This window comes from Gammaproteobacteria bacterium (ex Lamellibrachia satsuma) (assembly GCA_019623805.1).
GTDB lineage: Bacteria > Pseudomonadota > Gammaproteobacteria > Chromatiales > Chromatiaceae > QGON01.
The window spans coordinates 2,803,637-2,819,509 of the sequence record CP053680.1 but is presented as its reverse complement, the minus strand read 5'-3'; the positions used below and the strand labels follow the sequence as shown (position 1 = coordinate 2,819,509).

The following is a 15,873-nucleotide window of genomic DNA, read 5'->3' as shown; positions in this document are numbered from 1 at the left end:
GGATTTTTAAGGGGGCTTCATTATGCTGAACTGGGACGATCCATTGACAGCGCCGGTGGCGTCAGCCAATCCTGCGCCACAGGCTGGGGCAACCGTGGATAGCGAGTTGCAGACACCGGAAGCCGTTGTCGCAACCGCAACAACGGAGATGCCGGCCGAGGCAGCGATGAATCTGGATATTAAACCGGTCAACCCGGATGACAAACGCGTCATCAACGGTTTGACCGATATCAACCAGCTGGCGCCATTCAAATACCCCTGGGCCTGGGACTATTTCCTCAACGGCAACAAGAACCACTGGACGCCGCTGGATATCAACATGGCGCAGGATGTGCATGACTACCACCACAACCTGACGCTGGAGGAGCGCCACGTCTACGAAAACGTGCTCTCCTACCTGACCACCTCCGACATCCTGGCGATGCGCAACATAGGCCTGGCGGTGATGGAGAAGATGTCCGCACCCGAGTTGCAAATCTACCAGGCCCGCCAGGTCTATGAGGAGGCGCTGCACACCTGGACTTACCAGCACTGCATCGAGACCATCGGCCTCGACCAGGGGGAGATCTACAACCGCTATCGCGTTGTGCCGGAGATCAACCGTAAGATCCAGATCACCAACCGCCGTCTCGCCTCGATCTTGCGCGCCGACATCAATCTGCGGGATCCCGACGAGCTACAGAACTTCGTCATGGCCTATATCTTCTTCGCGGGCATCTTCGAAGGCTGCTGGTTCTACAACGGTTTCAGCCCGATCTTCGCCCTACAGCGCCGGGGGCTGATGAAGGGCACCGCAGAGCAGCTGCAGTACATCATGCGCGACGAAGTGTTGCACGCCTCCTTCGGCATCCGCGTGGTGAAACAGATTATGTTTGAAGAGGGCATACAGCTCGATCCCAAAGCGGTCCGCGAGATGTGGGACGAGGCGCTGGAAGCTGAGACAGGATACGCAGGTTATATTCTCAAGGATCCGATTCTCGGTTATTCGAAAGAGGATCACATCGAACAGTTCCGCTTCATCGCCAACCGCCGGGCGCGTCAGCTCGGGATTGAAGAACCTTTTCCCGGCGCCGAGAGCGCCCTGCCCTGGCTCGACGAACAGGCCAACCTGCGCAAGGAGAAGAACTTCTTCGAAACCCGTGTCACCGAATATCAGACCGGTGGCGCACTGAACTGGGAATAAGTCAAAGAGTTAGTAGTCACGGAGCGTTATCGGCAGGGATGCCTTTTTAATTTCTTAGGTGGACGGGGTCTAATTTGACTTCGATCCCTTCACAATCAAGGGGAGATTTTCATGTTATGTTCGCACTGCTCATCCGTGATGGTACAGACTGAATCCCTGCGGGATACCACCACCGAACAGTCTCGTTATGAGTGTCCGGTGTGTGGGCGTACGCACCTGCAAACTCGGCAACTGCACGTAGCGGCGTCTCCGCATCCGGACTCCAGTCGCCACTTTCCGGGCGGGGAAAGCATCACGCCGCACTGACCCCACGCCAAGCGGGCCAAACTACGAAGGGGATCAGCGGGGAAATGCCGCCGCGTAGCGTTCTATCCACTCTATCGCTGCCTGCTCACCGGTAAGCCGCCGCCCCTCTTTTTTCAGCACATCCTGTTTGTACTGTTCGATGTGGCAGACCTGCTCCACCATGCGCAAGGCAAACTCATCACCCGCATCATCAAATCTCACGCCAACCTCATAACACTCTTCCTGCTCCTTGCACCAGACAGTTGTCCCTGATGCATGGAACTCCGGCGGTGTTATGGAGATGGCCACGTGGATAACGGTACCGGGAGCAATCCATTGATTTGCGATGAAGCAGAGCCCTCCGTCACTGATGTTTTTCAGACAATCATGGTTGTCAGCGGCAATCTCACCCAAATCGAAATCGATGGGTATGTCGGATGGATGCCGAATGAAGTGACGCATGCTGAATCTTGCTTGCTCGTACGAAGGCCTATTCTCCAGCAGGCTCCTCTCATCCCCCGCCGGGAAAAAACATATTGCTCAATGGGTATCTACCTTAAGGAAAGCAAAGCTTGGGACGATTTTCAAGGTCAGCACCTCACACACCCGTCTATCAAGACGTGCAATCAGACAGCATATTTAAACTTTAGGAGCGGCGGCTCGCATCAATCCTTGTAAAATCACACCCATGAGAGATTAAATCACCGCAGCATCTTCCTGATACTGAATGTCAGCACCAGGGGCCATAACGCCCAATTGAGCAGTGAGATAAGAATCCCTACATCCTTTGGTGTTAGTGAGGTGTTTAACCGGCAATCCGGGTTGCTTGCTACAGACTGCAGAGGACCATCACGTTTTGACTTTTCATCTACATCCTGCAAATCACTGTCGCCGCTCTTCAGTGGTGACGTTTTGCAGAATAGGTGGAGGCCCGACTCCTCTGCCAGCTCCCATTCATCCCGGGCCACAAGCCCAATGATAGGAATATGATAACGCAGCGACATAAAGAACGGCGTTGCGTCCTGCCATATAATCGCTGGCGGTATCTTGAGAGGATCGAGTCCCTCTGCAGAACGCACCTCACGATATGCGAGACTGGGTTCAAAATTTTCACGCGTAAAATAGAGGGGCATCATCAGCCCCCAAACCACACCGATGACCAGAAGAAGCCGTAGCGGCGTAGTGCCGTAACCGAGCAAGTAAGCAAAAGGCAGGTGCAGAAAAACCCCTCGCAGAGACTCCAGGGGCAGACGAAAAAACCACCATTTACTGCGCCAGGCATCCCGCCACACCTGACGGCGCGCGCGCTGCTGGGCAGCACGGTAGATTGCATTGGCTTCACTCTCATGCCCAGCATTTCGAACGGACTGTTCCGACCTCACATAGGTATCGCGCCTGAACATGGGATCACAGGAGAGCAGCGTCTGAAACTTGTCCGTCTGCTCATAGTTTCGAATATCCCAGGCACGCACCGAGAGATCCTGCAGATGCAGTGGACGGGGGAAACTCTCTGTTCTTCCACCGAAAAGACGCTGCCATCGTTTGTTTTCTTTCCTTCGCGCCTCGATCCTTAATTCGCCGAGTTCAGCCGATGTCAAACGCAGGCCAATTCTATCGATATCACACTCTTTGAATGTTTCAGCATCAAAACTCTTGTGTGAAATCACAAACCGAAACGCTTTCAGATACCTGAAGTCGGCCGCGCCTGGTATGTTTACACTGTCCGTAACACTAAACTCATCGTTGATGGCAAAGAGTTCAACTTCACCTTGTGCCTGAAGCCCTCTCGCCACCACACAGCCGACCTTGACCCCATCGAGAAGTTCGTCTGCATACTCTGCATCCGGTCGTTCCGAGATAATATCCAGGCCGGTGAGGTCGATGTCGTTATCACAACGAACCATGGTCAGGTCAAGATTTGCAGCTGTCGCACGACGTAATTTCGTATCACTGTTTGGCAGGCGATCCCGCACCATCTTTGGTGTTTTATACGCGGCAAGCAGTGTTGTCCGCGAACGAAAGGCGATATCACCAGCAATGTGGCTATCGTTTAACCTGATCGCTCCGGCCACGGTAATATTGACGAAGTCACACTCACCACGGATGTTCGATTGACATATTTCAAGATGCCCCCCAACGTATGCGCCTTCGGAAAGAAAATCGATCGAATGATTTGAGCCACCAGCACTATTTTTATACTGCAATGTGCTACGCCAGAAAAGAATGTCACCTTCAATATCGGCGCCATTGATAAAGAGTCCTGGAGAACCTGCGGTACGATCCTTGCCGGAGACAACGAGCATTGGCATTCCAACATCGCCATGTATTCGCGCATTTTTCAGTGTTAGTCCACCCAGTATGCAGGGTCCAGCTTCCGCAGGGGATGGATATCCATATATGCCTAAAACAATAGTCCCGGATTCCAACGACAACAAACTTAGCATGCCATTAACACGCGCACTCTCTATCTCTAAATGCCCGGAAATTTTTGCCGCAGAAAAATTTAGCGTTCCACTGACCGCGGTATGCGCAACCATGCTGAAGCCATCATTCGCCTGTTTCATGAAAGGCTTTATAAATACAGTACTCTCGAAAACTGAACCCCAGCAGGATAAGTCACCAAGAACCTGTAGTCCGATTATATTGACTGTCCCTTGAACCCGAATATTGGTTGCGCTGACACCCCCTCTGACCAGGGACTCTCGATAAGCTCCGTTCTTACCATAAAGTGATCCATGTTGCGCCCAACAGCCAAAATCAAAATTCCCGCCAATCTGCGCATTGTCGAGGGTAACGGCATTTGTTTTCTTTGGATCTGGCGAGTTGATTTCACATCCACGGATACTCGCATTCTGCTCTACCTGAAGACCCTTTGCCAAAACTGTTCCATGGACCGTGGTACGGTTCAAAACAAAATTTCCTTCAACCTGCAGTCCATTCAAATCAAGCGAAACTGCATCGAGAAGACGCTTACCCCACAAAGAGGGCATATCCAAAACATCCACATCATCGAGAATAAAATCCCCTACGACCCTGACATTTCGAAAGGCAACTGTTTTTGAAAATGTACAACCGGAGAAATCGGCGCCCCCTTCAAACCTCGCGCCGGTAAAGTCAACTTCACCCTCAAAGCAGGTATACAACGCCCGCATTGGAAAAGTTATGCTTTCTCCACGAAACTGGACGGCGCCGCGCACACGCTTATGTTCAATCTCAGCCATATCGCCCCGCCTTAGCGCTGCGACAAACATATCCGCATCGATAATCTCGTTGGAAACAGGCGTGGACTCAGTCATTATCGTCTCAAATAGTATTCTGGTTATGGCAGCACAAAATCACGAGGTAGACGCAGGAGAAAATGCGTCTTCGTGGTGAAGAGTTCCGGCGCCATACCTAAACGCCCCATCACCGGCGTATCATCATCCATAGCGACACTCCCATCAGGATAGACATGAAAACATGCATGAAAAAAGTTATCTGAATAGGTCAGGAAGGCATCTGCGACCATAAAACCCTTGTCAGGATCACTGACGGGCCAGACCCTAATCGGTCTTATAATATCCGACAGCACATCGCGTTGATCCTTTGAGTGGCAGCGCCACTTTGCATCGTCTATCGATTCCACAATATGAAACGGGCCTTCATCACCATGTACCATGTCACAAAAGAAATCGAGATACTCCGTAGCAGTTGTGCTGTCCAGATTGAGTCCGTAGGCAGCATTTAGCTTATGAAGCGTGGCCGACATACCATTGAGCGGTACAAGGTGGTCGACACCTTCAGGAACTTCAGAATCCGCGATTGCAAAAAGCATCTCAGTTCGCCGGGGATAGCCTCCCCGCCGGTCGATTATTTCGTAATGCCTGTGTCCGTTATAGAATGAGAGTGTCTTGCGTAAAACACGTAATTCATCTCCTATATCATCTGCCCCCGGCGACTGCGACCAAGCATCAGGAATGTGGTAATCAAGACAACGTTCGTTGATGTAGGCAAAAAGCTCCCGCGCTTCACCCCTCAGTATTTCATCATCGTTCGATGGCCATATCTCAACCCACCGATGTTCAGCGTATCGTCGCTTAAAGTTTACTAACGCTTCACGTAAAACCTCTTCTACATTTGATTCAACATCTGGCGGACGCCAGCTTTCCAGGCGCTTCAAGATACGCTTGGACTCCTCATTGTTTTCTGATCGATGCTTTGAAGACGACTTATCGAGAAGATGAAGCGCCGGTGCACACCATAGCTGCTCCAATCCAACCACATTGACCGATGTTGTATCTTGTGCAAATACACAATCCTCTATAAGAAGGTCATAATCTGGAAGAGGAAGTGAGTTTTCAGAATACTTCAAGGTTACCTGGTAAATTGCATTCCTCTCTCGATCAATAACTACTGGAACATTGCTCTCTGATGCTCTCTCAAGCAGGCCATTCCAACGTTCCTGCTCAATATTTTCAGGTTGCCGTACATCTTCCAGGCTCAAGACGAGGCTCTGCCGCTCTCTCCTGACTGCTGCGGTTTCGAAATAGAGTGCAAGGTAGGCTAAAGAGTGCTGCTCATTGTTAACCTGTTTGGAATAGACCTCCCTGATCACATCGAAGAAAGTCTCGTTACGGAAATCAACCAGAAAGGTATGTCTTGGTGTGTCCCAGACAAAGGCCATCGCATCTTTGGCATCTTCAATACCGCTCCAATTGAAGACCCACAGATAGAGATCGGCCGCGAAAGGGATTGAAATTCGTTCAGCCCCGACAAATTCGCGAGAGGAACGGAAGACGGGGGGAATGGATGCTTCAACCAGACGAACAAGAAACGGGCGTTTATAGGATAACTTCTGCGGAGAATACCAGTCGCTGTTGTGTAATTCCTTGGGAAAATTATCGAATTTCACTTCCATGGCGTTTTCCTTGTCAAAGCACAGGCAGATACGACATAGCCTTTTTCATCATACAGAAATAAAATTCGTTGTGACAAAAAGTATCTCCCTGACAATACCACCAAGTCTCCCTTACCTCACCCGCTATACAGCGAACAGCGCCTGTATGCTCCATCCATCATACTGTTTGCAGCAGAAAGTGCCTCTGCAAGCTCTTCCAAATCTTCCAGATTCAACTGCTGTGCCATCATCTCATTTTTCGCACCTGACTCCACAGCATCGAGCAGCCGAAGCCACAGACGCCAGAGAACTCGTTGGGCCGATACTTTCGGTGCCACTATTTTTCCTGCCTTTATGCGCCTGCTCTGTTCTATCTGCAGCCTACGCTTGGCCTGGGCCAACTGTTCCAGTAGCGGGATCGCCAAGTCAAATAGTATCGCCGCCTGTTCTGCCCGCCATTCATCACCAGGCTCTTCAAGCAAGCGTGGCGGTATTGAAAATTCCCGCCAAGCCAGTCTCTCTTCGCCCACCGGATCGTCATCCACCGGATCGGGGGGAAACTTGTAAAAACCCCAACGCGCACCCATGGCGCATTCAATCAGCACCTTGTCACCTTCGATGCGGCAGTCGCTCTCACTGCATTCACTGGCCGCCACCCAGGATCTTGGATCCAGCTTCCAGGCACAGAAATCCCGGTTCGGCGGTCTGCCGTAGGCTGCCTCAAGTAGTTGCCATGTCTCATTGAAGATCTTCCACTCCCTGCGGTAATCTGGATTGCGCCGCAGAAACTCCCAGGCCCATTGGGCTCCGCTCAACTTTTCTGTGAAACCGTAGTCGTCGGCTAAACACCAGTCCTTCATCGGCATTGAGTTTTTCCCTGTTTTGTAATGGGCTGAAGGATATCTCTCACTCCGTTCGAGATGACAATGAATTATTTTATCAGAACGACTTTAGCTCACCACACTTGCGGAGACTGATGCAACCATCCAGAATCATTGTATGAAGACACCCAATCTAATGGAGATGACCCGTACCCTGATCGCTGCGCCTTCGGTAAGCAGCGTCAATCCTTCGTGGGACATGGGCAATCAGCCGGTAATCGAGGTTTTGAGCAGCTGGCTCGAATCACTTGGCTTCAAGATCGAGATAGTGCCGATCCCAGGTCACAGGGACAAGTTCAATCTGGTGGCCAGCGCAGGTAGCGGCAGTGAAGGTCTGGTGCTCTCCGGCCATACCGACACCGTGCCTTTCGACGAGGAGAGGTGGCACAGCGACCCCCTGCAGCTCGTTGAAAGGGACAACCGTTTCTACGGCCTCGGCACCACCGATATGAAGGGGTTCTTTGCGGTTGTCATCGAGGCAATCCGCGAACTGCCATTGCACAATCTGAAACAGCCGCTGACCCTGATCGCCACCGCCGATGAAGAGAGCACCATGTGCGGTGCCCAGGCACTCGTCGACCTGCATCGCCGGCTGGGACGTCATGCACTGATTGGCGAGCCGACCGGACTAAAACCGATTCGTACCCACAAAGGGATCTCCATGGAGTCGATTCGGCTGACCGGCCGCTCCGGCCACTCCAGCGACCCGTCACTGGGGATCAATGCCCTGGAGGGAATGCACCGGGTCATCGGAGAGGTGCTGCAATGGCGTGACGATCTGCAGCAACGCTATCGCAATCCTGCATTCGAAGTTGAAGTACCGACCATTAATCTCGGACATATTCACGGCGGCGACAACCCAAACCGCATCTGCGGCCAATGCGAACTCCAGTTCGATCTGCGCCCACTGCCGGGCATGGTGTTGAGTGACCTGCGGGCCGAAATATCTGCCCGTCTTGATCGGCTGCTTGTGGATAGTGGCCTGGCCTGGAAGATGGTCCCCGTCTTTGATGGCATCCCGGCGATGGAGACTCCAAAGGGTGCCGCCATCGTGCAGGCAGTCGAGACCCTCACCGGTTTTCCGGCGGGTGCTGTCGCCTTCGGCACCGAAGGACCCTATCTGAACGAGATGGGCATGGAGACAGTGATCTGCGGCCCTGGCCATATCGATCAGGCCCATCAACCCGATGAATACCTTCCCCTTGAACATATCCAGCCTGCAATCAAACTGATACAGTCGCTGGTGAAGAGATTCTGTTTGTGATCTTCTGTTAGCTAGGAGGCTGTCGGGTTTATCCGTTTGAAGCAAAAATCACTGGGGGCGAATCAAATCAGCTTATCGAACGAGGCGAATAGTGGGCCTATTTAACGAGTTTGATAAGCTGAGTTGATCGCCATCAGGGGTTTGCAGCCAAACAGTGTTAAATCCGACAACCTCCTAGACCCTGAATAGGCAGAAAAATGGTCTCCAAAAAGCAAACAACCGACCCTTTCGTGACCTGGTTTCGCGATGCATCCCCCTATATCCACGCTCACCGTGGACGCACCTTCGTCGTCTGTTTCGGTGGAGAGGCAGTGGCGGACAGGTGCTTTCCAAACCTGATCCACGATCTTGCCATTCTCCAGGGGTTGGGAATCCGCCTGGTGCTGGTACACGGTGCACGTCCCCAGGTCGAAGAGCGGCTGCAGACCCGCGGCGCAAAGATGCAGTACATCGATGGCCTGCGGGTAACCGACGATGCAGCGCTGGCCTGCGTCAAGGAGGCCGCCGGCGCCGTGCGGGTGGAAATCGAGGCCCTGCTCTCCATGGGACTCTCCAACTCTCCCATGGCAGGAGCGCGTATCCGGGCAGCCTCCGGCAACTTCGTTACTGCTAAACCCATCGGCGTTAGAAACGGTACCGACTACGGTCATACCGGAGAGGTTCGTCGCGTCGATTCCGCGGCCATCGAGCAGCGCCTGGAAACCGGTGCGATTGCCATCATCCCCCCGATCGGCTACTCCCCGACCGGCGAGGTATTCAATCTGAGCGCCGCCGACGTCGCTGCATCCGTGGCCATCGCCTTGGGGGCGGATAAGCTCATCAGTCTGGTAGAGGGTAAAGGGTTGACCGACTCACGGGGGCGCCTCATCACCAACGTGGTGCCACGGGATGTGGACACCATCCTGTCGCGGCGCAAACGGTTGGCGGAGGATATCTGTCAGCATCTGCGGGCAGCGGTTACCGCCTGCCGCAGCGGTGTCAATCGCATCCACCTGCTCGACCGGAAGGGTGACGGCGCGCTGTTGCAAGAACTCTTCACCCGTGACGGCTCAGGTACCCTGATCACCGCAGAACCCTATGAGGAGACCCGCACCGCCACCATCGACGATGTCGGCGGCCTGCTGGAACTGCTTGAGCCGCTGGAGGCGGAAGGGACCCTGGTGCGGCGCTCACGGGAACTGTTGGAGACCGAGATCGAACGCTTCACGCTGATGGAGCGTGACGGCATGGCCATCGCCTGCGCCGCCCTCTACCCTTATGCCAAGGAGCAGATAGCGGAACTGGCCTGTGTCGTCGTCCACCCCGACTACCGGGACGGCGGGCGCGGGGACTGGCTGCTGGAACAGATGGAGACCACTGCCCGTGCCCAAGGCATCCGGCAGCTTTTCCTGCTCACCACCCATACCGCCCATTGGTTCCGGGAGCGGGGTTTCGTTACCGCCGATCTGAAATCCCTGCCGATAAAACGCCGCCAGCTGTATAACTATCAGCGCAATTCAAAGGTGCTGATCAAGCAACTTTCCGGGAGCTGATTCAGGCAATCTTGTATCCGCTACTGAGAGTTATGTTTCACGAGAAGGTAGGGTGCGTCGTGCGCACCCTGATTAACGTGAATACAGCTTGTTTTGGTGCCCATGGCGCACCCTACGCATCCTATTTTCCCTTAATTGAGGAGCTGTAGTGTCCGGCACTGGGAGTTATAGTTTCGCGAGCCCCAACTGGCTGATCTGGTTTGGCAGGATTACCGCAATTGTGGCGGTGCCGATCTGTCTCTACTACCTCTCCTCATTCACGCCCGATGAACGCCCGACCCTGGAACAGATGCTGCCGCCCCAGGACCAAGACAGATTGGAAGAGATCCGGACAATCTTCGGTATAGAACCGAACCGGGTAATCATCGGCATCAAGCCGGAGGCTGAACCCGGCAGTATCGAGAGATTAAAGCAACAGATCAGCACCATCGACGATGTTGCCGATGTCATGCAATTCTCCATCGGCGAGCAAAATGCCCGTCTGCTTCTCATCAACATCAGCGCCGGCAATTCAAGCATGCAGGCGGCACACCGACTCGAAAAGGCGATAGCGGCATCGACTGCAGCGTTTACCGATACCATCACCGCTAGTGTCGGCACACCACAGATCCGGGTCGCCTCCTGGCAGAGTGCCTACGAGGATATAAGAGGCATCCTGCCCTGGCTCCTGATCTCGGTGACGCTGATCCCCTATCTCTTTTTCAGAAGCCTGAGCGCTTTGCTCTTTCCACTCTTTGTCGCCAGCATCTCCTGCACCCTTATCCTGCTTCTGCTACAATACTTTGAACGAAACACGGGACTGATTGCGGTGGTACTCATCCCCATCGTCTGGTCCATTGCAACCCTCGATGCCATCCATCTGATCGACCGCACTACCCGTCTTGCGGGTAAGCGCGATACCTTTTTTTTAGGCGGTGAAGTTAGGGCGTTGGCCCATCCCTGTCTGCTGACCACCCTCACCACCGCCGGCGCACTGCTCATATTGGCGCTACAGGAGGATTCTCCCTTACTGCATGATCTGGGAATCTGGGCAGGCATTGGCGCGCTACTGGCCTATCTGCTGACTTTTGTTTCCGGAACACTTTTTCTCTCTACCGGAATCAGGTTTCGACCCGTCCCAAACTGGCCAAGGTATCTTGCGCTGCAGGCAGTCCGCTATTCGCAACACCATGCGAAACGGGTCCTGACAGCATGGGTCACACTACTCTGCCTCGCCCTTTCAGGGCTGCCGTCACTGCAACTGACAGTACGCTTTCCTAGTCTTTTTCACCCGTCCCATACACTTGAAAAAGAGATCTACAAACTTTCCAAGGTGAGTAGAACTGACCTGCGGCCCGTAGATGTTTTCATCGAGGCCACGGACGATGCAGGCGCAGACAGGATGGCTCTCCTGAATGCAGCCAGGGCAATAAGGAACTACGCAAAAACATGGCCCGAAACGAAAATGGTTCTGCCGTTTGCGGCAGGGGTGGAAACAGCTACGGCGCCGAAACCCGGCACAGAAGAAGCAGCGCTCTCAGACTGGTTCAAACCCGACAGTGCCACCGCACGGGTGCAGCTACATTTCGCCCCCCACTCATTCCAGCGCCACAGCGAACTCATCGATTGGCTGAGACATTTCGACCACACGGTATTGTCTCATCACCGTCTCTGGTTCGGCGGCACAGGTTACGACTACCATCGCATGGAACAACTGGGTGCCAAAGCGGGCATGATGGGTCTGATCGGAACACTGGCGATCATCATGGTTACCCTTCTCTGGGCCTTCGGTGGCAACACAGCCAACATTGTACCGGCGTTGATCGCTCTGCTGTTGCCAGCCCTGTTGATCGGCGGAGTAATGGGCCATGCAGGCATTCCCTGGAGCCTGGGCATGATGCTGCTGCCGGTTATCTATATCGGCCTGGCTGTGGACTACACCCTGCATCTGCTATGGCCGTTACGGCATAGCAAACGCTCCCTCCAGAGACGACTGCAAAGCGGCGCTTTACGGGCAGGCCCTGCGCTACTGGCAACCACCGCCGTTATTGCCACCTGCACGGCGGCACTCTCCCTGTCGACCATTCAGGTCAACAGGGAACTCGGCGGTCTGTTGGCAGTGGGCCTCACCCTCGCACTGCTGTGCAGTCTCACTCTTACCCCGGCGATTATCAGGCTTTGGAGACACAGATCAGCTCGATACTGACCCGCAGGATTTCCGCCCCTGCCCCGTTCGGTTTGATTGTCAGCACCACGGTCGGGGCGCCTCCACCCGCCAGAAAGGCATCGACGATAGTGCTGTAGAGATCTGCATGGGCAGTCACAACGCCATCCACCTCATATACGAGGGTGTTCTCCATATCCTGCGGCACTACAATGCCTTCATCGGCAAAGAGATTGCCCGCTGATGTGCCTGTGACGACCAGTCTGAATCGCAGGTGATAGGTAAAACCTGCAAGGGTCGCTTTGATCTCTTTGCGGTAGGTGCCTGCAACAGGAAAACCCTCCCCGTTGCCGAAGCTGCCATTGTTAAAACCGGCAGCACAGATACCGGCATTGCCGAGCTGATAATACTGGGCAAGCGTCAGGGCCGTCATACCCACATCGCCCGGCGCCACCATATCGATATTGTCCGCCGGATTCCAAAACGCATCCAGGCCACACTTCTTTGAATAAATATCCGGATCACCACCATCGAAGGGGACATCGAGATAGACGAGCGCGCCATTCACCAATACATTTTTCAATTCATCGAGGGTTGCCTGGTCGGCCAGGATATCCTGCGTGGGACAGGGCGCCACATCGGGTTTGTCCGCAGTCGTCAACGCAATCGTGGTGCTGACTGTGCCATCGTCTGAGTCGGTAAATGGGCAACCGCCGACCAACAGAAAGGCCAGCCCAACAAGTAAAAAACGCAGTTTGATCCAATACATGATTCATCCCCACAAAGGTCAGATACTTCTATCAATGCCTCCCTTGGCAGATCCAACTCCAGGATTCAGTTTGTATCGGCTTAGAAGCCTCTATTCGTCACGGATATACTGCTCAGTATATGCCAGAATCGAAAGAGGGTTTGAACACTGCTCTTATGAGGATACCCGGTAGCGGGCAAGCACCCGGCTCTCACTACCCGGCGGAAGCTCGACGGTTTCACTCGCGGCATTGGCGGTTTCCACGCACAGCAGGCGCTGAAAATCCTCATCACCCAGGTCGGCCATGTCCCTGGAGATTTCCGCCCACGGGTTCCACACCACCGCAGTCCGGCTGCCTGCGCTGCTGATGTGAATCCGCCGACTCAGGGCCTCATCGTCTATTACCAGCTCATCTGGAGCATCCATATAGATACGATCCACCTCTGAAGAGATAGTGATTTCACCTGCCTGGGTCTTTTCCACGCCACTGTCGGTTTTATCCAGGTAATCAAGCCCCTCCAACCCCAGCACCTTCACCCTGGCGATATCCCCTATTCTGAAATAGGTGTGAAACGCTTGGGTGATGGTAAATGTCTGCTCACCCGTATTGCGGGTGACCAGTTCCACAGTCAGACTGTTGCCTACCGTGATCTCGATATTCAGCCTGAAAGCGTGGGGCCAGATAGCCTTGGTCTCCTCTGTATCAACCAGACCCAGCACCACCCTGGTGTCACCTTCGCTGGTTGCATCAGTAGACACTACCGACCAGTCGCGGTTGCGCACAAACCCATGACCGGGCCGGCCCAAACCTTCAGGATCGGAACCGAACCAGGGCCAGCAGATAGGGATGCCGCCTTTGATGGCCTTTCCATCCTGGTAGTAGGCCTGGTCACTGAGAAACAGAAGGTCCTGGGATTCGCCGGCCGGACAAAAAGAGAGCACTTGTCCCGCATAGGGAGAGATCAGGGCCGTTGCCTTTCCATTGTCGATTTCAATAAATGGAAAACCGCCCTCCCCATCGACAAACTTCAGCTGGTTCTCGATCGCGTACTCACTGTTCAGTTGATCAACACTCATCTTATTCACCTGCTATCCCAGAAATTTTTCATGGAGGATTATGGCATATCAGGCTCGAGGACCTCCATCAGAGAACCCTGTGTTTGGCAGGAAGCCTCTACTCGTCATGCGTATACTATCGAGCACATACCGGAGTAGAGAGCGAGTTCGAACACTGTTTTCCCCATACTTAAACCTGCCTGCCACGCTGCTGATAGCACTGCTGCTCTCCGGTTGCTCCAGCATTGGGTACTACGCCCAGTCGATCCAGGGACATCTGGATTTGCTGCAGCGCACTGAATCTATCAGCGACCTGCTGGCAAATCCACAGACCGATCCACTGCTGAAGCAAAGGCTTCAGCTGACTGAAACCCTGCGGGACTTTGCCAGCCAAACGCTGAAACTGCCGGAAAACAGGAGTTATCGCAGTTATGCCGATCTGCAACGCAAGGCTGTGGTGTGGAGTGTCGTTGCCGCACCGGAGTTCTCGATTCACCCAAAACAGTGGTGTTACCCAATAGTGGGCTGCGCCAGCTACCGTGGATATTTCAGCAAAACCGAGGCGAAAACCTACGCCAGTCAACTAAGGGACGAAGGGCTGGATGCCACTATCGTAGATGTACCCGCTTATTCAACCCTCGGCTGGTTCGACGATCCATTGCCCAGCACGGTGATCCATTGGCCCGAAACCAGCCTCGCACAACTCATATTCCACGAACTGGCCCATCAGCAACTCTATCTGCAGGGTGACAGCGCCTTCAACGAAGCCTTTGCCACAGCGGTGGCCCAATTAGGCGTGGATCAGTGGCTGCGCACGAAGCAGAAAACCACCTCGGCCTGGCAACAACAGCAGTTTCGGCATCAGGAATTCACAGCCCTCCTGCTGCAGACCCGCAACGCACTGGAAACACTCTATGGAATGGAGATGACGGAATCTGAAATGCGCAACCGCAAGGCCAGGCTGTTCACCCAATTACGCCAGGACTATCAGCAGCTGAAACATCGCTGGAATGGCCTCGGGCGTTACGACCGCTGGTTTGACAAGCCCATCAACAATGCCTCTCTGGCACAAATTGCCACCTATTATCGACTGGTACCCGGCTTTCTCGACCTCTTTGAACAGCAAAACCGGGACTGGATTGCTTTCTATCAGGCCTGCGCCAAGCTCTCCAGACAGTCTGAAACGGAACGCATGGCAGCCCTAACCGACAAACTGTAGACCGGCTCAAGCATAGCGGAGCCGGCAAATATCGAAAATTGTATCAAATCGTTTTGCCTGATCCGCAACGCTTGATCATGCCTACAAGCCCAGCAGGCCATCGTCCAAACGTCACACAGTTTTACAGATATTCCTCGCCGCAACGCTTAATATGCCCACATCGATAACTGTATTAGCTGATACTAAAATGACGCAGAGAAGGATCAAAAGCAGCCGCTGGCTGAAGTCATTTCTGACTACCCAGATCGGCGTCCCTCCTGAGCATCTCCCCCTTGTTCAAGGCGGCGTGGAGTATTGGGTCACGCTCAACACTTGGGGTGAAAAGAAGTTATCACCCCCAGTATGGCGATTTGTCCAGACTGCCTGGGAACAAAAACGCCTGCAAGCCAAGAAGAAAGCCGCAAAGTGCCTGCTGAATGCATCAAGGCAAACATTGATTCATGCTGTTGAAGTCGGGACTGACTCCCATCACACATTCCTGGAAGGCCTGATTCTTAAAAACGGCCTTGCGACATTGGACGAGGAAGAAGGCAGGAGGATTCTTGCTGAGATCTCCAGCAGCCAGGGCTGAGGCCCAAAACCGCATTGAGCGGGGTGCGAATCTCGTGGCTCATGTTGGCCAGGAAGTCGGATTTTGCTATCACCGTCCTGCTCGCGCATCTGGCATTATCTGAAATCACTTGGTC

Annotated in this window: 13 protein-coding genes; 6 read left to right on the top strand and 7 right to left on the bottom strand. The window is 53.7% G+C overall.

From position 1 onward, the window contains the following. Positions 1-22 precede the first annotated feature (22 nt). Entirely contained in the window at positions 23-1,183 is a 1,161-nt protein-coding gene (locus HPY30_12395; GenBank protein QYZ66711.1) for a ribonucleotide-diphosphate reductase subunit beta, read from the top strand. A gap of 339 nt (positions 1,184-1,522) precedes the next feature. Here the strand turns inward: HPY30_12395 and HPY30_12390 are convergent, their stop codons facing one another. From HPY30_12390 to HPY30_12375, 4 genes are all read right to left on the bottom strand, one after another. Further along, the gene (locus HPY30_12390) at positions 1,523-1,930 is read right to left on the bottom strand and encodes a PilZ domain-containing protein (GenBank protein ID QYZ66710.1); all 408 of its coding nucleotides are present in this window, start codon (positions 1,928-1,930) and stop codon (positions 1,523-1,525) included. 239 nt (positions 1,931-2,169) lie between these two features. After that, entirely contained in the window at positions 2,170-4,764 is a 2,595-nt protein-coding gene (locus HPY30_12385; protein ID QYZ66709.1) for a pentapeptide repeat-containing protein, read from the bottom strand. Between the two features lie 23 nt (positions 4,765-4,787). After that, a complete protein-coding gene (locus HPY30_12380; GenBank protein QYZ66708.1) occupies positions 4,788-6,365 on the bottom strand; it encodes a hypothetical protein in 1,578 nt (525 codons plus the stop codon). A 116-nt stretch (positions 6,366-6,481) separates the two neighbouring features. Further along, positions 6,482-7,210, bottom strand: a complete 729-nt coding sequence (locus tag HPY30_12375; protein QYZ66707.1) for a hypothetical protein — start codon at positions 7,208-7,210, stop codon at positions 6,482-6,484. 133 nt (positions 7,211-7,343) lie between these two features. Here HPY30_12375 and argE point away from each other — a divergent pair, with 133 nt between their 5' ends. From argE to HPY30_12360, 3 genes are all read left to right on the top strand, one after another. Next, positions 7,344-8,489: an acetylornithine deacetylase gene (argE, locus tag HPY30_12370; protein QYZ66706.1), complete on the top strand. Its 1,146-nt coding sequence runs from the start codon at positions 7,344-7,346 to the stop codon at positions 8,487-8,489. A gap of 197 nt (positions 8,490-8,686) precedes the next feature. After that, a complete protein-coding gene (argA, locus tag HPY30_12365) occupies positions 8,687-10,021 on the top strand; it encodes an amino-acid N-acetyltransferase (GenBank protein QYZ66705.1) in 1,335 nt (444 codons plus the stop codon). Between the two features lie 148 nt (positions 10,022-10,169). Then, positions 10,170-12,206, top strand: a complete 2,037-nt coding sequence (locus tag HPY30_12360; GenBank protein ID QYZ66704.1) for an MMPL family transporter — start codon at positions 10,170-10,172, stop codon at positions 12,204-12,206. Here HPY30_12360 and HPY30_12355 read toward each other — a convergent pair. Together HPY30_12355 and HPY30_12350 are read right to left on the bottom strand one after the other, a co-directional pair. Next, positions 12,172-12,933, bottom strand: coding sequence for a hypothetical protein (locus HPY30_12355; protein QYZ66703.1), 762 nt, complete (start codon positions 12,931-12,933; stop codon positions 12,172-12,174). The two genes, HPY30_12360 and HPY30_12355, sit on opposite strands and share 35 nt — an antisense overlap. Before the next feature lie 153 nt (positions 12,934-13,086). After that, positions 13,087-13,989, bottom strand: a complete 903-nt coding sequence (locus tag HPY30_12350) for a D-hexose-6-phosphate mutarotase (protein ID QYZ66702.1) — start codon at positions 13,987-13,989, stop codon at positions 13,087-13,089. 106 nt (positions 13,990-14,095) lie between these two features. Between HPY30_12350 and HPY30_12345 the strand changes: the two genes are divergently transcribed. Together HPY30_12345 and HPY30_12340 are read left to right on the top strand one after the other, a co-directional pair. Beyond that, positions 14,096-15,187 (top strand): aminopeptidase, encoded by a 1,092-nt coding sequence (locus tag HPY30_12345; protein QYZ66701.1) that lies wholly within the window; start codon positions 14,096-14,098, stop codon positions 15,185-15,187. Between the two features lie 151 nt (positions 15,188-15,338). Then, positions 15,339-15,758, top strand: coding sequence for a hypothetical protein (locus tag HPY30_12340; GenBank protein ID QYZ64513.1), 420 nt, complete (start codon positions 15,339-15,341; stop codon positions 15,756-15,758). On the opposite strand, the gene HPY30_12335 is transcribed toward HPY30_12340, so the two are convergent. Further along, on the bottom strand, positions 15,682-15,867 hold the full coding sequence (locus tag HPY30_12335; protein ID QYZ66700.1) for a hypothetical protein: 186 nt from the start codon (positions 15,865-15,867) through the stop codon (positions 15,682-15,684). The genes HPY30_12340 and HPY30_12335 overlap by 77 nt on opposite strands. Positions 15,868-15,873 lie beyond the last annotated feature (6 nt).